Consider the following 22,023-nt stretch of genomic DNA (forward strand, 5'->3'; position numbering starts at 1 on the left):
ATGGCTGACCGGCTGCGGGCGGGGGTGGTGTGGGCCAACACGTTCAACAAGTTCGATCCGGCCTCGCCGTTCGGCGGTTACAAGGAGTCCGGCTACGGCCGCGAGGGCGGTTTGCACGGATTGGAGGCGTACCTCGATGTCTGATCGACGAGTGACCGTGCGCAAAACGTACAAGCTCTTCATCGGTGGAGCGTTCCCGCGCTCGGAGAGCGGGAGGTCCTACCCCGTGACGCGAACGGAGCACGCCGCCAGGGCCTCGCGCAAGGACGCCCGCGACGCCGTGGTGGCCGCGCGCAAGGCGTTCCCCGGCTGGTCGGGCGCCACCGCCTACAACCGGGGACAGATCCTCTACCGGATCGCCGAGATGCTGGAGGGGCGGCGCGCACAGTTCGCCGACGAGCTCGGCGGCCCGCGCAAGCAGGCGCTGGAGCAGGTGGACGCCGCCGTCGACCGGCTCGTCTGGTACGCGGGCTGGTCCGACAAGATCGCCGCCGTGCGCGGGACGGCCAACCCGGTCGCGGGCCCGTACTTCAACCTGTCCTCGCCGGAACCGGCCGGGGTGGTCGCGGTCATCGCGCCCGCCGAGCCCCTTCTCGGCCTCGTCACCGCCGTCGCACCCGTGATCGTCACCGGCAACACCTGCGTCGTGGTCGCCTCGGAGCGCGCGCCGCTGCCCGCGATGACGTTCGCCGAAGTGCTGGCCACCTCCGACCTGCCGGGCGGAGTGGTGAACATCCTCACCGGGCACCAGGCCGAGCTGGCCCCGTGGCTGGCGGCGCACATGGACGTCAACGGGCTCGACCTCACCGGCGTGGCGGCCCCCGAGCTGAAGCAGGCCTGCGAACAGGCCGCGGCCGAGAACTTCAAACGCGTGCTCACCGCGGCGGAGGACCACGGGACGAGGCGCATGACCACGTTCATGGAGACCAAGACGGTCTGGCACCCCGCCGGGATCTGATCGACCCCGCACCCGCAAGGACACGGCACATGGGCCGTGCCCTCGGCTCACCCATCCCCGAATCTGGAGGAACCCCCATGGAACCCACCGGTGTTCTCGTCGTCGGGAGCATCACCGCGGACGTCACGGCGTTCAGCCGGCGGCTGCCGCGGCGCGGTGAGACCGTGCTCGGCGACGACTTCACCCTCGTGCTCGGCGGCAAGGGCGCGAACCAGGCCGTGGCCGCGGCCCACTCGGGCGCGCCGACCTGGATGGCCGCCTGCGTGGGCCAGGACCCGTTCCGCGACATCGTGCTGTCGGGCCTGGAGACGCACGGCGTCACGCTCACCGAGGTCCGCACGGTCGAGGGCCGTACGGGCGTCGCCCACATCCGCGTGGACGCCTCGGGCGAGAACGACATCGTCATCACGCCGCTCGCCAACGCCTCCCTCGACGAGGCGATGGTCACGGAGAGCATCGAGCGCGTCCGCGACCGGGTCGGCGTCCTGCTGCTCCAGCTCGAAATCCGGACGGAGGTCGCCTGCCACGCGGCGCGGGAGGGCGCGGCCGCCGGGCTGACCGTGGTCCTGGACCCGGCGCCCGCCCAGGAGCTGCCGGACGACGTGTGGCCGTACCTCGACATCGTGACCCCGAACGAGAGCGAGGCCACCGTGCTGACCGGCGTCCAGGTCACGGACCTGGAGTCGGCGGAGCGCGCGGCGGCCTGGTTCCTGGAGCGCGGCGTGCGCCACGCGATCATCACCCTCGGCGCGGGCGGCGCCCTGTCGGTCACGAAGGAACGCACTCGCCACTTCCCCGCGTACGCCGTGACGCCCGTGGACACCACGGCGGCCGGCGACGCGTTCACCGGCTTCTTCGGCGGCGCCCTCGCCGCCGGCCTCGACGTGGACACCGCCATCCAGTACGGCATGGCGGCCGGCGCCCTGGCCACCACCAAGGCCGGAGCCAGCCCCTCGCTCCCCGGCAGGGACGAGGTCGAGCCACTGGTCAACACCTCCATGGAAGGAGCCACCCGATGAGGCGCAACCAAGGAACGCTCAACGCCCAGCTCGCCCGCGTGATCTCCGAGCTCGGCCACACGGACACGATCGTGGTCACCGACGCGGGACTGCCCATCCCGAGGGAGGTGGAACGCGTGGACCTGGCCGTCAGGGAGAACCTGCCGCGTTTCCTCGACCTGCTGGACACGGTGCTCGACGAGGTGGCCGTGGAGGGCGTACGGCTGTCCGAGGAGATCAAGCAGCACAGCCCGGACATGCTGGCCGCGATCGAGGAGCGGTTCGACCGGCTCGGCCTGACGCTGGAGTTCCTGCCGCACACCGAGTTCAAGCAGGCCACCGCCGGAGCCAGGGCGGCCGTGCGCTCCGGCGAGTTCACTCCGTACGCCAACGTCCTGCTCACCGCGGGCGTCGTGTACTGATCGGGAGCCTGGCATGCATCTCCAGCTGGCCGATGTGCGCAAGTCCTTCGGCGACAACAGCGTCCTGCGCGGCGTCAGCTTCGACGTCGGTCCCGGCGAGGTCGTGGCGCTCGTCGGGGAGAACGGGGCGGGCAAGTCCACGCTCACCCGGGTGATCTCCGGCGCGCACCAGCCCGACTCGGGCCGGCTGCTGATCGACGGGACCGCGACGGTGCTCAAGGACCCGCAGGCCGCGATGGCGCAGGGCATCGAGGTCATCTACCAGGAGTTCCAGCAGAACCTGTTCCCGCACCTCAGCGTGGCCGAGAACATGTACGTGCTGGACCGCGAGCGCGTCTTCGGCCGCCTGTTCGTCTCCAAGCAGCGCATGGCCGCCGAGGCCAGGCAGGCGCTGCGCCGCCTCGGCATGGAGATCGACGTGCAGCGCCAGGTCAGCGAGCTGAGCGTGGCCGAGCGGCAGATGCTCGAGATCGCCAAGGCGATGACGCACGAGCTGCGGCTGATCATCCTCGACGAGCCGACCGCGGCGCTCGACGAGCAGGAGTCCGAGCAGCTCTTCGCCCAGGTGAACCGGCTGCGCGAGGCCGGCGTCTCGGTGATCTACATCAGCCACCGGCTGGACGAGGTCTTCGCCCTGTCGGACCGCGTCGTCGTGCTGCGGGACGGCCGGGTCACGCTCGACGCACCCACCGAACGGCTCACCCCGTCCGAGGTCGTCACCGCGATGGTCGGCGACGCCGTGGACGACTTCTACCCCAAGGACCGCAACGCCGGGGACGAGGTCGTGCTGGAGGTGCGCGGCGGTGGCGGCACCCGCTTCCACGACATCGATCTCCAGGTCAGGGCCGGCGAGGTGGTCGGCATCGGCGGCGTGGTCGGCTGCGGGCGCAGCGACCTGCTGCGCGCGCTGTTCGGCCTGCAGCCGCTGACCGGCGGGTCCGTGCTCGTGGACGGCTCCGGCGTACGCGTCGCGAGCGTCCAGGACGCGATCGGCAGCCGGATCGCCTACCTGTCGCCCGACCGGCAGGCGGAGGGCCTGTGCATGGGCCAGTCGGTCGAGGCGAACGTGTCGCTGGCCTCGCTGCGCGACTTCAGCTCCGGGAGCGGAGTCGTACGGCGCGGCAAGGAGCGCGCCGCCACCGGCGCGGTCATCTCGGAGCTGCGGGTGCGCGCCGCCTCACCGTCGATCGCGGTCAGCTCGCTGTCCGGCGGCAACCAGCAGAAGGCCCTGTTCGCCAAGTGGGTGATGACCCGGCCGCGGGTGCTGCTCATGGACGAGCCGACCCGCGGCGTGGACGTCGGGGCCAAGACCGAGATCTACCGGATTATCAACCAGCTCACCGCGGACGGCGTCGCCGTCCTGCTCGTGAGCTCCGACCTGCCGGAACTCGTCGCCATGTCCGACCGCGTGGTCGTGATGCGCGAGGGACGGCTCGTCGCCGAGCTGACCGGCGACGACCTCGACGAGCAGTCCATCCTCAAGCACGCACTGGTAGGTGCCGCATGACCTCGAAGCTCAAGACCGTCGCGGGCCGGCTGCGCGCGGTGTGGATGCTCCTCCTGGTAGGGATCGTCCTCTCGGTGGCCTCGCCGGTCTTCCTCACCCCGACGAACCTGCTCAACGTGGCGCTCGCGACCTCCGTGGCCGCGCTGCTCGCGGCCGGGCAGACCTATGTGATCATCCTTGCCGAGATCGACCTGTCCGTGGGCTCGGCGCTCGGCTTCTCCGCCGTCGTCACCGCCCTGACGCTCGGCCCGTACGGGCTGATCCCCGCGCTGGCCGCGGGCCTGGCGACCGGCGCGGCCATCGGGCTGGTCAACGGCCTGCTCGTGACCAGGACCAGGATGCCGTCGTTCATCGCGACGCTGGCCACGATGTCGGTGTTCGCGGGGCTCACCCTGCACATCACCTCGGGCAACCCGATCCCGGTGACGGACTACGACTTCCAGGGGATCGGGCAGGCTCGGTTCGCGGGCGTGCCGGTGCCGGTGTGGATCATGCTGGTGGCGTTCGGGATCTTCGGGTACGTCCTGGCCCGCACCCGCTTCGGCCGCTACGTCTACGCCACCGGCGACAACGTCGAGGCCGCCCGGCTGTCCGGCATCAGGGTGCACCGCGTCAAGATCCTCGCCTTCGTCATCAGCGGCGTGCTGGCGTCCCTGGCCGGGTTCATCATCACCGCCCGGCTGTCCACGGCCCAGCCGACCGCCGGCGCCGGCCTGGAGCTGGACGCCATCGCGGCCGTCATCATCGGCGGCACCAGCCTGGCCGGCGGTCGCGGCACCCTGCTCGGCACCCTCGTCGGGGCGCTCGTGCTCGGCGTCATCGACAACGGCATGAATCTGCTCGACGTCTCCCCGTTCCTTCAGGACGTGGTGAAGGGCCTGGTCATCCTCCTGGCCGTCTTCCTCGACCGCAACGTGGACATCCTGCGCAGGCTCATGCCACGCAGGGCCGAATCCCCCGTCCGTACCCCAGAACTCGCCCAGCACATCTAAAGGAAAGATCCATGCGCACTCCCCGCAAACTCGTCGCCGTCGCGATCCTGGCCGCCGTCTCCCTCACCGCCTGCAGCCGGGGCGGCGAGGAGGCGACCACGGGCGCCTCCCAGGCGTCCGGCAAGAAGGACGCCACGATCATCATGAGCACGCTCGGCAACCCGTTCTTCATCAGCGTGAAGGACGGCGCCGAGGCCCAGGCCGCCAAGAGCGGCATCACCCTGAACGTGCAGAACGCTGACAACTCCGACGCCACCTTCCTCAACCAGGCGACGACCGCCATCTCCAAGCAGACCGGGATCCTCATCCTCGACCCGGTGGGCAGCCAGTCGGCCAGCAGCTCCGTCACCCAGGCGAACTCGGCGAGCATCCCCGTGATGGCCTTCGACCGCAAGCCGTCCGGCGGCAAGCTGGCCACGTTCGTCGGCTACGACGCCGTCCAGGCCGGCAAGAACGCGGCCGACGCGCTGGCCGAGGCCGTCGGCGGCAAGGGCAAGGTCGTCGAGATCCAGGGCATCCTCGGCACCAACGTGGCCCAGGACCGCAGCAAGGGCTTCCAGCAGCAGATCGCCACGCACAAGGACATCAAGGTCGTCGCCACGCAGGCGGCCGACTTCGACCGGGCCAAGGCCCTGAACGTCATGACGAACGTGCTGCAGGCCAACCCCGACATCGACGGCGTGTACGCGGCCAACGACGAGATGGCCATGGGCGTGCTGTCCGCGCTCAAGGCCCGCAACCTGGTGGGCAAGGTGAAGGTCGTCGGCAACGACGGCATCGCCGACGCGCTGGCCGCCGTCGCGGCGGGCGAGATGTACGCCACGAACGCCGAGTCGCCGTTCGCGCTCGGGCAGAAGGTGGTCTCGCTGGCCTCCGACGTCCTGGGCGGCAAGCAGGTGCAGGCCGACGAGACGCTGCAGGGCAAGCTCGTCAAGAAGGACAACGTGAAGGAGTACGCGGACTACCTCGTCGGCCTCGGCGACAAGTCCGGCGTCCCGGACAGCCTCAAGTAGGACCCTCCACCCCGGCCCGGGTATCGGGCCGGGGGTTGCCATGACGGCGATGCGGCGGTTGTATGTCCTCGACGTTACCTACCTAATACTCGGTAGGTAAGGGAAGGGAAGCCCGTGAAGGCCATCGTCGTCATGTTCGACAGCCTCAACCGCCGCCACCTGCCCCCATATGGGGCGGAAGGCGTACACGCCCCGAATTTCGCGCGGCTCGCCGAGCACGCGACCGCCTTCGACAACTGCTACGCGGGCAGCATGCCCTGCATGCCGGCCCGCCGGGAGATGCACACCGGACGGTACAACTTCCTGCACCGCGGGTGGGGGCCGCTGGAGCCGTTCGACGACTCCGTCCCGCAACTGCTCACCGACGCGGGCGTGCACACGCACCTGGCCACCGACCACCTCCACTACTGGGAGGACGGCGGCGCGACCTACCACAACAGGTTCCGCACCTACGAGTTCTTCCGGGGGCAGGAAGGGGACTTCTGGAAGGGTCAGGTCGCCGAGCCGGAGATGCCGGAAGACCTCAGACGCGTGCGGAGGCCCGCCTACCGCCAGGACTGGGTGAACCGGCGCTACCTCGCCGACGAAGCCGACCACCCCCAGACCCTGACCTTCGACGCGGGTCTGCACTTCCTGGACGTCAACCACGCCGAGGACGGCTGGTTTCTGCAGATCGAGACCTTCGACCCGCACGAACCGTTCTTCAGCTACCCGCGCTATCACGACCTCTACCCCGAGGACTACGACGGCCCGCACCTGGACTGGCCGGACTACGCGCAGGTGCTGGAGACCCCCGAGCAGGCCGCGCACGTCCGCAACCGGTACGCGGCGCTGCTGTCGATGTGCGACCGCTCGCTGGGCCGGGTGCTCGACCGGATGGACGAGCTCGACCTGTGGCGGGACACCCTGCTGATGGTCGTGACCGACCACGGCTTCCTACTGGGGGAGCATGGCTGGTGGGGCAAGAACGTCCCGCCGTGGTACGACGAGACCATCCACACGCCGCTGTTCGTGTGGGACCCGCGCGCGGACACGGCCGGCGAGCGCCGTTCGGCCCTGGTGCAGACGATCGACTTCGGGCCGACGCTGCTCGAGTGGTTCGGGCTCCCGTGCCCTCCCGACATGCAGGGGAGCCCGCTGCGCGAGACGGTCGCGTCCGGCCGGCCCGTGCGTCAGGCGGCGCTCTTCGGCGCCTTCGGCGGCCACGTGAGCGTCACCGACGGCCGGTACGTCTACATGCGCGCGCCCACGGACCCGTCCAACGGCCCGCTGTTCGAGTACACGCTGATGCCCACGCACATGATGGCCCGCTTCCGCCCCGAGGAACTGCGCGACGCCGAACTGGTGGCGCCGTTCGCGTTCACCAAGGGCGTGCCGGTGCTGCGGACCCGCGGCCAGGCCATGTCCAACCCGTACGCGTTCGGCACCCTGCTGTTCGACCTCCACGAGGACCCGGGGCAGGAGCGCCCGCTGATCGACGACGCCCTGGAGGCCCGGATGATCCGCCTCCTGGTCGACCTGCTGCGGGACACCGACGCGCCCGCCGAGCAGTACGAGCGGCTCGGCCTGCCCGCGCACGGCGAGCCCGGCGAGGACCATCTGCGGGTGCGGCGGCAGTGGCCGCAGGTCGTGGCGGCGCGGGAGCCGGTGCGGCGCGCGGACTACCCGGACGGGCCGCTGAGCGTGCACACCCCGCTGCGGGACCTGCTGGCCGACCCGGCCGCGCGGGCGATCGTCGAGGAACGAGTGCCCAGCCTGCTGTCGGCCATGGCCGGGCCGCTCAGCCTCGTGGAGATCGCGGCCACCGCCGTCGGGCTGCTGCCCCGGGCGACGCTCGCCGAACTGAGCGAGGCGCTGCTCCGGTTGTGCGCGACGGAGGTCGCCAGGTGAATCGCCCCAACGTCCTCTGGCTGTACTGCGACGAGTTGCGCGCCGACGCGCTCGGCTGTTACGCGACGGCGGGAGGGCTGAGCCCGCGTACCCCCGCAGTGGACGCACTGGCGGCCGGCGGCGTGGTGTTCGAGCGTTGTTACACCACCTCGCCGGTCTGCGTGCCCAGCCGGACCTCGGCGCTGACCGGTCTTCTCCCGGAGCGGACCGGCGTCTATCACAATGAGGCGGCCAGTCCGGGCTTCCCCCTCCCCGAAGGGCTGATCACCTTTCCCGAGGTGTTCGCCGCCTCCGGGTACGCCACCGCCAGCTTCGGCAAGGAGCACATTCCGCCGGCGCTCACCCCATGGCAGCTGGACGATCACGCGGGCGCCGGAATGCGCGACCCGCTCGACGGATGCGACGAGCGCTCGTTGGTCCGCACGCCGGGCCTGCGCTTCGTCGTCGGCGGTAGGCACCCAGGCGACGATTACCGCCCCGACGAGGTGGCCCGGCGCGCCGTCGACTGGATGCGCCGGGCGTCCGGGCCGTTCCTGCTGCGCGCGTCGTTCCTGCAACCGCACACGCCGGTGGTGCCGCCCCGGCGGTGGGCCCGCCTCTTCGAGCCCGGCGCGCAGCCGGGCCGCGCGCTGGACCGCGGCCCCGGTGACAGCCGGTTCGAACGGCGCTTCGGCGAGCTGAACAACGGGCGGTGGATGGCCGAGAGCGACCTGCGCCGCGCCCAGGCGGACTACCTGGCGTCGGTCGCCTGGGTGGACGAGCAGATCGGGCTGCTGCTCGGCGCGCTGGACGAGCTCGGCCTGACCGGCGAGACCGTCGTCGTCCTCACCTCCGACCACGGAGCGCACCTGGGGGAGGGCGGCGCGTTCGGCAAGCACACCTTCGCGCCGCAGAGCCACCGGGTGCCGCTCGTCGTGCGCCGGCCCGGCCACCTGGCCCCGGCGCGGCGCGGCGATCTCGCCCAATCCCTCGATCTGGGCCCGACTCTGCTCGGCCTGGCCGGGCTCGCGCTACCGGCGAAGACGGACGGCCGCGACCTGTTCGCCGACCCGGCCCCCGGCCACGTCACGGCCACCATCGGGTACGGCGACCCGGCCAGCAGGGCGTTCCCCAACCGGGACGCGGGCACCTGGTACGGCGGGCGCGGCTGGCCGCGGCGTACCTGCGTCCGGACCCCGCGCTACCGGCTGGACGCCACCGTCCGCCTCGACGGGCGGCCGGCGACGCCGGACGAGGAGGACGTCTTCCTGGCCGACAGCCACGCCGATCCGGCTGAGCTGCGGAATCTCGCGGACGACCCCACGTGCGCCGACGTGCGGGGCACGCTGCTCGGGCACGTGCGGGCCCTGGCCCGATCGGCCGTGGAGGCGCACATAAGTTACTGACGAGTAGGGTCTTTCCTACCTACCGAGTACTCGGTAAGTTACGGGTAATTCACAGCGTAGTAACCGGCCAGTGAGCCGGTGAACGCCGGAGGGAGCACGCATGGCACGAGCGGAGAGTGGCCGGGTCCGCCGCCCGGCCGCCGCGCGACGGGAGCAGATCCTCACCGTCGCCGCGGACGCGTTCGCCGTCGCGGGCTTCCGGGGCACGAGCCTGGCCGACGTGGCCCAGAAGGTCGGAGTCTCCCAGCCGGGGCTGCTGCACCACTTCGACAGCAAGGAATCCCTCATCCTCGCGGTGCTCCAGCAGCGCGACCTCCAAGACGAGCAGCACGTCGAAGCGCAGTTCCAGGGTGTGGAGGTCACCACCAGGGAATGGCTGATGGCGTTCTGCCGCCGCAACGAGACCCAACCCGGCCTCGTCCGGCTGTTCACCGTCCAGTCGGCCGAGAGCCTCAACCCGGCGCACCCGGCCCACGACTTCTTCTACCAGCGCAACCAGCGAGTCCGCGGCCGGATCGCCCGGTTGATCATCGCCGACCAGGAGAAGGGGCGGCTGTCCCCGTCCCTCGATCCGGCCGCCACGGCCGCCGAACTGGTCTCTCTGATGAACGGCCTGCAACTGCAATGGCTCCGCGACCCCGCGACCGACATGTGCGGGCTCTTCGAGACGAGTCTGCTGCGGCTCGAAGCGATCCCGAGCACGAAGGCCTGACCTTCCAGAAACACCCCCCGGTGCCGGTCCCGCGTGGACCGGTGCGTCAGTCGGCATGACGACGCAAGCGCAGGCGGCGTCGTCCCCGGCTTCACGAGGAGTTCCACCATGCGCACAGGCGTACAAAGCCGTCCATACTCCCGTCCGAATCTCCGAGTCCTGCTGGCGCTGGCCCTGTCGTCCGCGTTGACGGCAGGCTGCCAGTCCGCGGTCCAGCTGGAGCGGCAACAAGCCGCCGGCGGGTCCACCGCGAGCTGCCGCGAGGGCGGCACGCTGGTCGTCGCCAGCGCCCAGCCGCCCATCCCCGGCCGGGTGCTCGCCCAGGGCGCCGCGAACCTGTTCTGGGTACGCGGGGTCTTCGAACCGCTCATGAGCGTCAAGGACGGCGACATCGCGAACCCGGTCCCGTTGCTGGCCACCGCGTGGAAGGTCGGCGCCGACGACCGGACCGCCACGCTCAGCCTGCGCCAGGGCGTGACCTTCCATTCCGGCCGCCCCTTCACCTCGGCCGACGTGCTGTTCACCTTCAAGCAGGCGCTCGAACCGGCGAGCCCGTCGAACGACAAGCAGATCATCGGCGGCTGGCGGCTCAAGGCGACCGGTGACCACGAGGTGACGATCGAGTCCGAGACGCCCCTGTCGCCCGTGCTGGCGAGCGTCCTCGACGACACCCCCATCGTGGACTCGCAGACCTACAAGGACCTCGCCGACGGCTCGAAGTTCGTCGGGACCGGGCCGTACAAGGTGGAGCGGTACCAGCCGGGCGCCCAGCTCGTGCTGGTCCGCAACGACCGCTACTGGCAGCGGGGCCTGCCGCACCTCGACCGCATCGAGAACGTGGTCATCGCGGACTCGACCGCTCAGCTCGCCGCGCTGCGGTCCGGGCGGACGCAGCTGGCCTCCGGCCTGACGACGCAGGACGCCGCCACGGTCACCCAGAAGGGCGGCCAGTTCCAGCTCTACGAGGGCCAGCAGGTGCTGTACTCCCTCGTCCTGGACACCGCGAGCGGAGCGTTCGCCAAGAAGGAGGCCCGCCAGGCCGTCGGGTACGCCATCGACCGCGACCGCATCAAGCAGCAGGTCTTCAGCGGCCTCGGCGAGACCGGCGGCCTGGTGTGGCCGGCGGGACCGGAGTACCCCAAGGACCGCGAGAACGCCTACCGCCACGATCCCGCCCGGGCACGGGAGCTGATCAAGGAAGCCGGCGCGAGCGGGGCCGAGGTGCCGATCACCATCATCAACAACCCCCAGTTGCAGGCCGTGTACCAGATCATCGCCAACAACCTCACCGACGTCGGGCTCCGGCCGAAGCTGGTCGCCCTGCCCGCGCCGGACTACCAGTCACGGCTCGCCGCCGGGAAGGGCGGCAACTACCTGTCCTTCCGCGGGCAGGTGCCCAGCCCGTCGCTGGTCGCGCAGACGAATCCGGACATACGCCTGCAAGGCGCCCACCGCACCTTCACCAGCAAGGAGTACACCGCTCTCGTGCGCGGGGTGATCGAGGCGGGCGGCGGGCAGGCCGGCGCGGAGGCGGTGCAGAAGCTCACCGCGTACATGCTCGACCAGGCGGTCCAGCACGTGCTGGCGACGACGCCGGCCATCACGGTCAAGTCCACGGCCGTTCAGGGGTTTTCCTTGGTCTCCGGCGGGCTCCTCTCGCGTGAGACGTGCCTGGTCCGATGATCCGCTACCTGGTCAAGCGCGTCCCGTCGGTGGTCCTGGTGCTGCTGGCCACCAGCGTGATCGCGTTCCTGCTGCCGCGGCTGACCCCCGGCGATCCGGCCGCCGTGATCGCCGGCCCGGAGGCCACCCCCGAGACCATCGCTGCCGTACGCGCCCAGCTGGGCCTGGACCAGCCGCTGGTGTCGCAGTACCTGAGCTGGATGGGCGGCCTGTTCACCGGCGACCTCGGGCGGTCCTTCCAGTACGGCCGTCCGGTGGCCGAGCTGATCGCGACCCGGGTCGGCAGCACCGTGGAGCTGGCGGTGCTGGCCGGGCTGTTCCTGGCCGTGGTCGGGATCGGCCTGGGCGTGCTGGCCGGCTCCGCTCGCTCGCGGTGGTCGCGTGCGCTCGCCGACGCGACGAACACCAGCCTGCTGGCCGCGCCCCCGTTCCTGGTCGGGCTGCTGCTCATCCTGGCGTTCGGGGTCGCGATCCGGATCCTGCCCATCAGCGGGGAGATGTCGGTGCTGGAGCGCCCGGACCTCGGGTTGCAGTACCTGCTGCTGCCCTCGCTGGCGCTGGCCCTGCCGATGTCGGCCGGGGTGGCGCGGCTGGTGCAGACCTCGATGCTGGCGGTGCGCCAGGAGGACTTCGTCGACCTGGCGGTGGCCAAGGGCGTGCCGACCCGGCGGATCAGCGTCCGGCACGTGCTGCGCAACAGCCTCGGCCCGGCGGTGGTGGCGATCGGGATCAGGTTCGGCGACCTGCTGGCCGGCGCGGTGGTCATCGAGGCGATCTTCGCCAGGAACGGGCTGGGGCAGCTGGCCGTCTCGGCCGCTCAGAGCGCCGACTACGCGGTCATCCAGGTGCTCATCGTCGGCACGGTGCTCATCGCCGTGATCGCGCAACTGCTGACGGAGATCTCCCTGGCCGCCCTCGACCCCCGCATCCGATTGGGGCAGTGACATGACGATTGCGAAGAGAGCGCCCGTGATCGCGGCGGGGGAGAAGCCGGTCCGGCGGCGGCGCGAGCGCGGCGGCGCGCCGGCCCGGTACGCGCAGGCGTTCCGGACCCCGAAGGGGCTCGCGGGGGCTGTCCTGCTGACGCTGCTGGTCGCGCTGGCCCTGCTCGCGCCGTTGCTCGCCCCCGGCGGCTACGACCAGCAGGCCAGGGACGCGCTCGCCGGGCCGTCCATGGGACACCCGCTGGGCACCGACGAGTTCGGCCGCGACATCGTGGTGCGGACGCTGTACGGCCTGCGTACCGACCTGAGCCTGATCCTCACCGCGGTGCCGGTGAGCATGGCGATCGGCACCCTGCTCGGCCTGTCCGGCTACGTGTCGCGCAGGCTCGGCTCGGTGACCCAGCGCGTGCTGGACATCATCCTCGGCTTCCCCGGCCTGATCCTCGGCATCATGATCGTCATGATGATCGGCGCCGGCTGGAAGGCGCTGTTCACGGCGATCGTCGTCGCCGGTCTGCCCGGCTTCGGCCGGCTCGCCCGCGCGGGCCTGCTCGCCCAGCAGCAGCGGGAGTACGTGCTGGCGGCCCGGGTGCTCGGCGTGCCGCGCTCGACGGTGATGGTCCGCCACATCCTGCCCAACGTGGCCGACCCGATCCTCGTGCAGGCCACCGTGTTCATGGTGGTCGCGATCTTCATCGAGGCCGGGCTGAGCATCGTCGGGCTCGGGATCAACCCGCCGAACCCGTCGCTGGGCGCGATGCTCAACGTGGGCGCCCGCTACATCGACGGCCTGCCCTCCTACGTGCTCGGCCCCGGCCTCGTCCTGCTGCTGCTCGCGCTGGCCTTCACCCTCCTGTCCGACGCTCTGAACCAGGCGGCGAACCGACGATGAACGACTCCCTGCTGGAGGTGCGCGGCCTGCGTACCCAGTTCGACACGCCGGACGGCGTGGTCCACGCGGTCAACGACGTGACGTTCTCGATCAGCCCCGGGCAGATCATCGGCATCGTGGGCGAGTCGGGCTCCGGCAAGTCCGTGGCCGCCCGCTCGATCCTGCGCATGGTGCGTCCCCCGGGACGGATCACCTCGGGGGAGGTGCGCTACCGCGGCACGGATCTGCTGACCCTGCCGGAGAAGCGGATGCGGGAGCTGCGCGGCCGGGAGATCGCGATGGTGTTCCAGGACCCGCAGTCCGCGCTCAACCCCGCGATGACCGTCGGCGACCAGATCGCCGAAGCGCTGATCGTGCACGGCACCGGCAAGCGGGCGGCCCGGCGGCGGGCCCTGGAGCTGCTGGTCCAGGTCGGCATCCCCGACGCCGAGCGCCGGATCGGCGACTACCCCCACCAGTTCTCCGGCGGCATGCGGCAGCGCGTCGTGATCGCGGTGGCCCTGGCCGGCTCGCCCTCGCTGCTGATCGCCGACGAGCCGACGACCGCGCTGGACGTGACCGTCCAGGCGCAGATCCTGCGGCTGCTCGGCAGGCTCCGCGACGAGCTGGGCATCGCCGTACTGATGATCACCCACGACATGGGCGTGGTGGCCGAGATGTGCGACGAGGTCGTCGTGATGTACGGCGGCCGGGTCATGGAACGCGGCCCGGTGGACGTCATCTTCGGCCGCCCGGAGCTGCCGTACACCGCCGACCTGCTCGCGGCCATGCCCCGCATCGACGAGCACTCCGCGGGGCGGCGCCTGCCCTCCATCCCCGGCGCTCCCCCCGACCCCGCCCGCCTGCCGGAAGGCTGCCCCTTCCACCCGCGCTGCCGCCTGAGCGAGGACGTCTGCGCGCGGGAGGTGCCGCAGCTGTCGCCGCGCGGCGGCGACGGGCACCTGGCCGCCTGCCATGTCACGCGGCGCGGCGCGGCGATCCCGCCGATGCGCACCGCCGCCGCCGAGGGCCGGCGCGACCGGACACCGGTGCCGCTGCTGCAGATCGACGGCCTGCGGGTGGACGTCGCCGCCGACAGGGCGGGACTGATCCGGCGCCACCGGCCGGTGTACGCCGTCGACGGGGTCAGCCTCACGGTGTCCAGCGGGGAGACCGTCGGGCTGGTGGGCGAGTCCGGCTGCGGCAAGTCCACCCTGGCCCGCACCATCGTCGGCATCAACGCGGCGGCCTCGGGGTCGGTCCGCGTCGGGGCCGGCGCCAAGGAGCTGCGGGAGACGGTGCAGTACGTGTTCCAGGACCCGTACGCGTCGTTGAACCCGCGCCGCACCATCCGTCAGTCCCTGGACGAGGCGCTCGCCGTGCGCGGCCTGCCGGCGGGCGAGCGGGACGCCGAGGTGGTGGCGCTCATGGAGCGCGTCGGCCTCAGCGAGCGCCACCTCGACCGCTACCCGCACGCCTTCTCCGGAGGGCAGCGCCAGCGCATCGGCATCGCCCGCGCCCTGGCGGCCCGGCCGAAGCTGCTGGTGCTCGACGAACCCGTCTCGGCGCTGGACGTGTCGATCCAGGCGCAGATCATCAACCTGCTGGAGTCCTTGCGTGACGAGCTCGATCTCGGCTACCTGTTCATCGCCCACGACCTCGCGGTGGTGCGGCACCTCAGCGACCGGGTCGCCGTGATGTACCTGGGCCGGTTCGTCGAGATCGGCGACGCCGAGTCGGTCTACACCGCGCCGCAACATCCGTACACGGCGGCGTTGCTGGCCTCGTCGCCGGTCCCGGACACCGCCGGGCGCGCCCGCGAGCGGATCGTGCTCGGCGGGGACCTGCCCAGCCCCAGGAACCCGCCGACCGGCTGCCGGTTCCGCACCCGCTGTCCGATCGGGCCGCTGAACCGCCCGGACCGTACGGTCTGCGTCGAGCGGGCGCCGGAGCTGACGCCCACCGAAACGGGGCAGCTGGCCGCGTGCCACTTCGCCGGAGAGCTGGCCGCCACCGGAGCGGTGGCATGAACGCCTGCTGCACCCCGGGCCGCCCGCCGTCCGGCGCATCCACCACGGTGGGGCAGCCCCTTCGGGCGGGGCGCGGCTCCGACGCCGGGATGGTGCGGCTGCCCGGCGGGCGCTTCCGGATGGGCAGCGAGGACGCCGAGGGCTTCCCCTCCGACGGTGAGGGCCCGGTCCGCACGGTGGAGCTCTCGCCGTTCCTCATCGACCGCTGCGCAGTAACGAATGACGATTTTTCGGGATTCGTGGCCGAGACCGGCTACGTCACGGAAGCCGAACGCATCGGCTGGTCCTACGTCTTCGTCCGCTTCCTGAACCGGGACCTGCGCCGGATCTCGCCGCGGCCCGAGGTCACCCCGTGGTGGGCGGCCGTCCGGGGGGCGGACTGGCGCCATCCCGAGGGGCCGGGGAGCGGCCTGGACGACCGCGGCGACCATCCGGTCGTCCACGTGTCCTGGCACGACGCCGACGCCTACGCCCGCTGGGCCGGCAAGCGGCTGCCGACCGAGGCGGAGTGGGAGTACGCCGCCCGAGGCGGCCACGACCAGCGGCGTTACCCGTGGGGCGACGAGCTCACCCCCGAGGGGCGGCACCTGGCCAACATCTGGCAGGGCCGCTTCCCGGCCACGAACACGGCCGAGGACGGCTACGCGGGGACCGCCCCGGCGCACGCGTTCCCGCCCAACGACTTCGGCCTGCACAACATGGCGGGCAACGTCTGGGAGTGGTGCGCCGACTGGTGGGGCACGGACCACCCCGCGCAGGCCCGGAACCCGTCCGGCCCGCCCTCGGGCACCGACCGGGTGACACGCGGCGGCTCGTACCTCTGCCACGCCTCCTACTGCAACCGCTACCGGGTCGCCGCCCGCTCGCACAACACGCCGGACACCTCCGGAGGCAACACCGGCTTCCGCTGCGCCCGCGATCTCGACTGACCGACACACGAAGGGTCTCCATGCGCGTCATCTACATCGACGTCGACACGCTCCGAGCCGACCACACGCAGCCCTACGGCTACCAGCGGCCGACCACGCCGAACCTGCAGGCACTGGCCGACAAGGGCGTGGTGTTCGAGCGTTACTACTGCTCCGACTCGCCCTGTCTGCCCTCGCGCACCGCGCTGACCAGCGGGCAGTTCGGCATCACGAACGGCGTCGTCGGGCACTTCGGCGAGGCCGCCAGATACCGCCTCGACTCGGGCCACGGCAACCATCCGGAACGCCCGCTGCTCGGCCAGCGGCTGGGCGAGCACGGCTACTACACGGCCGCCGTGTCGATGTTCGCCGAGCGGCACCGGGCCTACTACTTCCTGGGCAACTTCCGCGAATCGATCCGGGCCAGCAACGAGCTCAACGACGAGGACGGGCGCGACATCAACCGGGTCGGGCTGGACTGGATCCGCCGGCACGCGCACGAGGACGACTGGTACCTGCACCTGACCTACTGGGAGCCGCACACGCCGTACCTGACCGAGCCGGGCTGGACCGAGCGGGCGGCCGCCTCCGGGCCGCCCCCGGCCTGGCCCGACCAGGAGGCCATCGACGGGCACGCGGAGATCTACGGGCCGCGCAGCGCCCTCGACCTGCACTATTCCGTCCTGCCGCGCAGCTCCCCGGTCCCGCACAACATGCCGGAGGCCATCCGCACCCGAGCCGACTTCGAGCACCTCATCAACGGGTTCGACGGCACGATCATGTACTGGGACAGCCTGTTCGGCGAGCTGCTGGCCACGCTGGAGGAGCTCGGCATCGCCGGCGAGACCGCGATCATCGTGAGCGCCGACCACGGGGAGTCCTTCGGCGAGAACGGCTCCTACGCCGAGCACGGGCACGCCAACGAGCCGGTCCACCGGGTGCCGCTGGTCGTCTACTGGCCCGGCGTCACCGACGACCTGCCCGAGGACGCGCGCCGCTGCGATGCCCTGCTGTACAACATCGACCTCGCCCCCACGCTCTGCGACCTGCTGGACATCCCGACCCCGGGCGGGTGGCAGGGCGACTCGTTCGCCGACGCGGTACGCGGGTCCGAGATCCCGTCGCGCCCGTACCTGGTGCTCGGCCACGGGGCCCACACCTACCAGCGGGCGGTCCGCACCCGCGATCACCTCTACATGCGGACCTACCATCCGGGCAGCTTCCGCGCGGAGTGGGAGCAGCTCTTCAACGTCACCGCCGACCCGCACCTCACCACCGACCTGATCGAGAAGGAGCCGGAGCTGGCGGCGCAGATGCGTACGCACCTGTCGGAATGGTGGCACACCTACGCGGGCCGGCCGGGCGCGCTGCCCGACCCCATGCAGGCGACGCTGCAGGTCGGGCCGACCTACTACAACGACCCGGTCCGCTACATGGAGCACCTGCGCGCCACCGGCCGCGCCCACCTCGCGGACGACCTGGCGGAGCGGCTGTCCACCGCCACCGGTGCCACGCCGGTCTCGTGGCACGCCACGGAGGCCGCCTGGACGCCCGAGCGGCACGCCGCATGGGAACGCAGGATCGCCGCGGCCGGGCGCAAGGGCTCCTGATGGCCGCCCGCGCCACCCCTGACGTGAACGGCCGCTGAGGAGACCGCATGCCACCGAACATCCTGCTGATCACCGCCGACGACATGGGCGGCGACACCCCGGGCTGCTTCGGCGGCCCGGCGCAGGTGACCCCCGCCCTGGACCGGCTCGCCGCCGAGGGGATGACCTTCGGGCGCGCGCACGTGGCCATCGCGGTGTGCCAGCCCAGCCGGTCCGCGATCATGACCGGTCGCTGGCCGCACCGCAACGGCGCGCAGGGCTTCGAGCCGATCGCCGACGGAGTGCCGGTGCTCACCCGGGTCCTGCGCGAGGCCGGGTACATGTCGGGCATCCTCGGCAAGGTGGAGCATCTGCAGCCGGTGGAGGCGTTCGGCTGGGATGACGCGCGCGGCATGCGCGAGCTGGGGATGGGACGGGATCCGCGCGCCTACGGCGAGGCGTCGCGGCGGTTCATGGAGGAGGCGGCCGCGCGGGGGCGGCCCTGGTTCCTCATGGCCAACGCACACGACCCGCACCGGCCGTACTCCGGCGGCCAGGACGAGCTGGACCGGTTCCCGGCCGAGGACAGGGCCTCCTACCCGGCCCCGTCGAAGGTCTTCGGGCCGGCGGACGACGTCGGAGGCGTGCCCGGGTTCCTCCCCGACCTGCCGGAGGTGGCGCGGGAGTACCGCGAGTACCTGAGCTCGTCCCGCCGCTGCGACGACGTGGTCGCCGAGGTGCTGCGCGCGCTGGACGAGAGCGGCGCCGCGGGGGACACCCTGGTGGTGTTCCTGTCGGACAACGGGATCGCCGTGCCGTTCGCCAAGGCGAACTGCTACCTGCAGAGCAGCCGGACCCCGCTGATCGTCCGCTGGCCGGGGGTGACCCGCCCGGGCGGGCGCGAGAACACCGCGTTCGTGTCGATGATCGACCTGTTCCCCACGTTCTGCGCGGCGGCGGGCCTGCCCGGACCGGCCGGGCTGGACGGGCTGACCCTGCTTCCCCTGCTGCGCGGGGAGCCCCAGGGCGGCCGGGACGCGGTGTTCACGGTGTTCCACGAGACGGCGGCGAAGGGCCGGTACGAGATGCGGTGCCGGCAGGACGACCGCTTCGGCTACATCTGGAACGAGTGGTCCGACGGCGCCCGGGAGTACCGGGCCGAGAACATGATGGGACGCACCTGGCAGGCGATGCTCGCCGCCGCCTCCGGCGACGAGCGGCTCGCCGAGCGCGCCCGTTTCTACCGGCACCGGACGCCCGAGGAGCTCTACGACCTGCACGCCGACCCGCATTCGCTGGCCGACCTGTCAGGCGACCCGGATCGCCGGCAGGACCTCGACGCGGCGCGGCGGGACCTGCTCGCGTGGATGGCCGGGACCGGCGACCCGCTGCTCGACACCTACCGGGCCTACCTCCAGGGGGCCGCCGTCAAGGCGCTCGACCACCCCGGCGCGGTCGGCCGGCCCGAGAATGGGGTTATGGGCTATATTGCGAATACAGCATAGGCGTTGCGGTATTTGCAATAAGGGAGTGCTTCCATGCGCGTGGTCACGTGGGCGGGGGTGGGTCGGATCGCCCAGCAGGGGGCCCCGATCCCGGAACCCTCGGGCGGGCAGGTCCGCGGACGCCGGCGCCCGCGGAGGGTGAGCGGCCGATGAGACCCGCAGACGTGCTCGCGATCGGCGAGACCATGGTGATGGTCACCCCGACGCCGGGCGGCCGCCTCGACGCGGACAGCGCGTTCATCCTGCGCCCGGGCGGCGCGGAGTCGAACGTCGCCGCGCTGCTGGCCCGGCTCGGCCACGCCACGGCCTGGGCGAGCGCCGTCGGCCGCGACCCCCTCGGCGACCTGGTGCTCGACGCGCTGCGCGGCCACGGCGTGGACGTCGATCTGGTCCGCCGCGACGACGAGCGGCCCACCGCCGTGTACTTCAAGGACCCGACCGCCTCCGGCACCCGCGTCTATTACTACCGGCGCGGCTCGGCGGCCTCGGCCATGACCGTGGCCGAGGTCGCGGGCTGGGCCGCCCGGCCGTCCAGGATCACGCACATCTCCGGCATCACCGCGGCCATCTCCCCGCAGTGCCTGGAGCTGACCAGGCACATCGTGTTCGACCGGCCGCTCGGACCGGCCACGGTCAGCTTCGACGTCAACCACCGGCCGAGCCTGTGGAAGGACGGCGACGCCCCGGCCGTGCTCCTGGAGCTCGCCCAGCGCGCCGACATCGTCTTCGTCGGGCGCGACGAGGCGGCGGTGCTGTGGGGGACCTCCGACGCCGAGAGCGTGCGCCGGCTCATCGACCGGCCCCCGTACCTGATCGTCAAGGACGCCGCGATCGAGGCGGTCGCCTTCACCCCGGAGGGTGTCCACCGAGCGCCGTCGACGCCGGTCGAGGTGCTCGACGCCGTCGGCGCGGGGGACGCCTTCGCGGCCGGCTGGCTGAGCGGGTTCCTCGACGGCCGGGACGAGCTCACCCGCCTGCGGCTGGGCCACTACGCGGCTTCCCGTGTCCTGACGTCCCCGGCCGACATGGCCGATCTTCCTCCCGCCGGTGAGATCGTCTCGCTGCTCGGACAAGGAGGACACCAGCATGTCGCAGACCGTCGCACGGGCCATTGACATCGTCGGGTTCGTCTCCGTACGTCATCGCACGCTCGGCGAGATCGCCGATCACCTCGGCGTGCACAAGTCCACCGCGCTGCGCCTGCTGCAGACGCTGGAGGAGGGCGGTTTCGTACGGCGCGTCCCCGGCGGCGTGTACGGCATGGGCTTCCAGCTCATCGCGCTCGGCCAGCTCGCGCTGGACCAGGTCGAGGCCCGCTCGCTCGCGCACCCGATCCTGCACGGCCTGAGCGAGCGCTACGGCCAGACGGTCCACCTGGGAGAGCTGGCCGGAGACCAGGTCATCTACGTGGACAAGATCGACGGCCGGGGCACCGTGGCCATGGGCTCGCGCATCGGGCTGCCCGCCCAGCCGCACACCGCCGCCGTGGCCAAGGTCATCTTCGCCTACCAGGACGCCACGACCTGGGCGCGGGTCATGGAGCGCATCACGTTCACCCGTTTCACCCCCACGACGATCACCACCGCCGAGGCGCTCGCGGCCGAGCTCGCCCTGACCAGGGAACGGGGCTGGGCCGAGGACGACGGCGAGCACGAGGACTACATCAACTGCGTGGCGCTGCCGGTCTTCGACGCCCGGGGCAAGGTCACGCACGCCATCTCGATCACCGCTCTGCGGGCGGTCGTACCACTGGAAGAGCTGCGCGCGTACGTCGACGACCTGCGCGACGCGGCCCACGAGATCTCCAAGAGTCTGGGCTGGGGAGGAGACCGCTATGGACGCCGCTGACTTCTTCGACACACACCTCGGGAGCTGCCCGATTCTGGGCATCTTCCGCCACCTCGACCCCGTGGCCACCGTGGCCATGTGCGAACGCGCCTGGGCGTTCGGCGTCGAGCTCATCGAGGTGCCCGTGCAGACGCCGGACGCGCTGCCGTCCCTGCGCGCGGCGCTGGACGCCGCCTGGGCCAACGGCAAGAGCGTCGGAGCGGGTACGGTCACCACGGCCGAGCAGTTGACCGCCGTCAGCGAGCTGGGCGCCGCCTTCACCGTCGCGCCCGGGCTCCACCCCGAGGTCGTGGCGGAGACGCTGCGGCTCGGGCTGCCGCACCTGCCGGGCGTGGCCACCTCCACGGAGATCGCCACCGCCCTCGGTCACGGTTTCACCTGGCTGAAGGCGTTCCCCGCCGCGCAGCTCGGGCCCGACTGGATCAAGGCGCAGCTCGCGCCGTTCCCCGGCGTCCGTTTCGTCGCCACGGGAGGTGTCGACGCGGGCAACGCGGCCGCCTTCCTGGCCGCGGGCTGCCGGGGAGTGGCCGTGGGATCGGCGCTGAGCGATCCGGAGGCGCTGGAACAGCTGCGCAAGGTCACGAATTCCTGACCTCTCGACAGAGGGTGTTCTGCGGGTACGTGTCAGACCAGGTCCTGTCACGCGCGCCTGACCAGGTGTTTCATGGGCAATGGGTCGCCGTCGGCGGCCACCCGCTGAACCGCCGAAAGGACGACCACGCATGGCACAGGACCCGCAGCCGTCAGGCGCGCAGGCCATCGTCGACC

General features: G+C 71.7%; 20 protein-coding genes. All 20 read left to right on the top strand.

From position 1 onward, the window contains the following. Nucleotides 1-144 (top strand): aldehyde dehydrogenase family protein (locus tag AB0L65_RS41650; protein ID WP_364258042.1); only part of this gene is annotated, 144 nt, incomplete at its 5' end. Beyond that, the gene (locus AB0L65_RS41655; RefSeq protein ID WP_364257646.1) at nt 137-958 is read left to right on the top strand and encodes an aldehyde dehydrogenase family protein; all 822 of its coding nucleotides are present in this window, start codon (nt 137-139) and stop codon (nt 956-958) included. The genes AB0L65_RS41650 and AB0L65_RS41655, both read left to right, overlap by 8 nt. A gap of 77 nt (nt 959-1,035) precedes the next feature. Next, nucleotides 1,036-1,977 (top strand): ribokinase, encoded by a 942-nt coding sequence (locus AB0L65_RS41660; protein ID WP_364257649.1) that lies wholly within the window; start codon nt 1,036-1,038, stop codon nt 1,975-1,977. Beyond that, on the top strand, nt 1,974-2,378 hold the full coding sequence (gene rbsD, locus AB0L65_RS41665) for a D-ribose pyranase (RefSeq protein ID WP_364257652.1): 405 nt from the start codon (nt 1,974-1,976) through the stop codon (nt 2,376-2,378). Before AB0L65_RS41660 ends, rbsD begins: the two co-directional genes overlap by 4 nt. Before the next feature lie 13 nt (nt 2,379-2,391). Next, complete coding sequence (locus tag AB0L65_RS41670; RefSeq protein ID WP_364257655.1) at nt 2,392-3,885, top strand: sugar ABC transporter ATP-binding protein; 1,494 nt, start codon at nt 2,392-2,394, stop codon at nt 3,883-3,885. Then, complete coding sequence (locus tag AB0L65_RS41675; protein ID WP_364257658.1) at nt 3,882-4,877, top strand: ABC transporter permease; 996 nt, start codon at nt 3,882-3,884, stop codon at nt 4,875-4,877. Before AB0L65_RS41670 ends, AB0L65_RS41675 begins: the two co-directional genes overlap by 4 nt. An 11-nt stretch (nt 4,878-4,888) precedes the next feature. Next, nucleotides 4,889-5,890: a substrate-binding domain-containing protein gene (locus tag AB0L65_RS41680; protein WP_355199931.1), complete on the top strand. Its 1,002-nt coding sequence runs from the start codon at nt 4,889-4,891 to the stop codon at nt 5,888-5,890. Nucleotides 5,891-6,004: 114 nt separating this feature from the next. Then, nucleotides 6,005-7,780, top strand: a complete 1,776-nt coding sequence (locus AB0L65_RS41685) for a sulfatase (RefSeq protein WP_364257661.1) — start codon at nt 6,005-6,007, stop codon at nt 7,778-7,780. Further along, nucleotides 7,777-9,165, top strand: a complete 1,389-nt coding sequence (locus AB0L65_RS41690; RefSeq protein WP_364257663.1) for a sulfatase-like hydrolase/transferase — start codon at nt 7,777-7,779, stop codon at nt 9,163-9,165. Before AB0L65_RS41685 ends, AB0L65_RS41690 begins: the two co-directional genes overlap by 4 nt. 100 nt (nt 9,166-9,265) lie before the next feature. Further along, nucleotides 9,266-9,877: a TetR/AcrR family transcriptional regulator gene (locus AB0L65_RS41695; protein ID WP_364257666.1), complete on the top strand. Its 612-nt coding sequence runs from the start codon at nt 9,266-9,268 to the stop codon at nt 9,875-9,877. A 108-nt stretch (nt 9,878-9,985) separates the two neighbouring features. Further along, on the top strand, nt 9,986-11,560 hold the full coding sequence (locus tag AB0L65_RS41700) for an ABC transporter substrate-binding protein (RefSeq protein WP_364257669.1): 1,575 nt from the start codon (nt 9,986-9,988) through the stop codon (nt 11,558-11,560). Beyond that, the gene (locus tag AB0L65_RS41705; RefSeq protein WP_363974943.1) at nt 11,557-12,504 is read left to right on the top strand and encodes an ABC transporter permease; all 948 of its coding nucleotides are present in this window, start codon (nt 11,557-11,559) and stop codon (nt 12,502-12,504) included. The genes AB0L65_RS41700 and AB0L65_RS41705 overlap by 4 nt, the downstream gene beginning before the upstream one ends. 1 nt (nt 12,505) lies before the next feature. Beyond that, a complete protein-coding gene (locus AB0L65_RS41710) occupies nt 12,506-13,396 on the top strand; it encodes an ABC transporter permease (protein ID WP_364257672.1) in 891 nt (296 codons plus the stop codon). Then, entirely contained in the window at nt 13,393-15,405 is a 2,013-nt protein-coding gene (locus AB0L65_RS41715) for an ABC transporter ATP-binding protein (RefSeq protein ID WP_364257675.1), read from the top strand. The genes AB0L65_RS41710 and AB0L65_RS41715 overlap by 4 nt, the downstream gene beginning before the upstream one ends. Beyond that, on the top strand, nt 15,402-16,334 hold the full coding sequence (locus tag AB0L65_RS41720; RefSeq protein WP_364257678.1) for a formylglycine-generating enzyme family protein: 933 nt from the start codon (nt 15,402-15,404) through the stop codon (nt 16,332-16,334). The genes AB0L65_RS41715 and AB0L65_RS41720 overlap by 4 nt, the downstream gene beginning before the upstream one ends. A gap of 20 nt (nt 16,335-16,354) precedes the next feature. Then, on the top strand, nt 16,355-17,923 hold the full coding sequence (locus tag AB0L65_RS41725) for a sulfatase (RefSeq protein WP_364257681.1): 1,569 nt from the start codon (nt 16,355-16,357) through the stop codon (nt 17,921-17,923). Between the two features lie 47 nt (nt 17,924-17,970). Continuing rightward, nucleotides 17,971-19,407, top strand: a complete 1,437-nt coding sequence (locus AB0L65_RS41730; protein WP_364257684.1) for a sulfatase — start codon at nt 17,971-17,973, stop codon at nt 19,405-19,407. A gap of 149 nt (nt 19,408-19,556) precedes the next feature. Then, nucleotides 19,557-20,522: a sugar kinase gene (locus tag AB0L65_RS41735; RefSeq protein WP_364257687.1), complete on the top strand. Its 966-nt coding sequence runs from the start codon at nt 19,557-19,559 to the stop codon at nt 20,520-20,522. Continuing rightward, a complete protein-coding gene (locus tag AB0L65_RS41740) occupies nt 20,494-21,255 on the top strand; it encodes an IclR family transcriptional regulator (RefSeq protein ID WP_364257690.1) in 762 nt (253 codons plus the stop codon). The genes AB0L65_RS41735 and AB0L65_RS41740 overlap by 29 nt, the downstream gene beginning before the upstream one ends. After that, complete coding sequence (locus tag AB0L65_RS41745; protein ID WP_364257693.1) at nt 21,242-21,847, top strand: bifunctional 4-hydroxy-2-oxoglutarate aldolase/2-dehydro-3-deoxy-phosphogluconate aldolase; 606 nt, start codon at nt 21,242-21,244, stop codon at nt 21,845-21,847. Before AB0L65_RS41740 ends, AB0L65_RS41745 begins: the two co-directional genes overlap by 14 nt. Nucleotides 21,848-22,023: the final 176 nt, after the last annotated feature.

The organism is Nonomuraea sp. NPDC052116, assembly GCF_040680035.1.
Lineage (GTDB): Bacteria > Actinomycetota > Actinomycetes > Streptosporangiales > Streptosporangiaceae > Nonomuraea > Nonomuraea angiospora_A.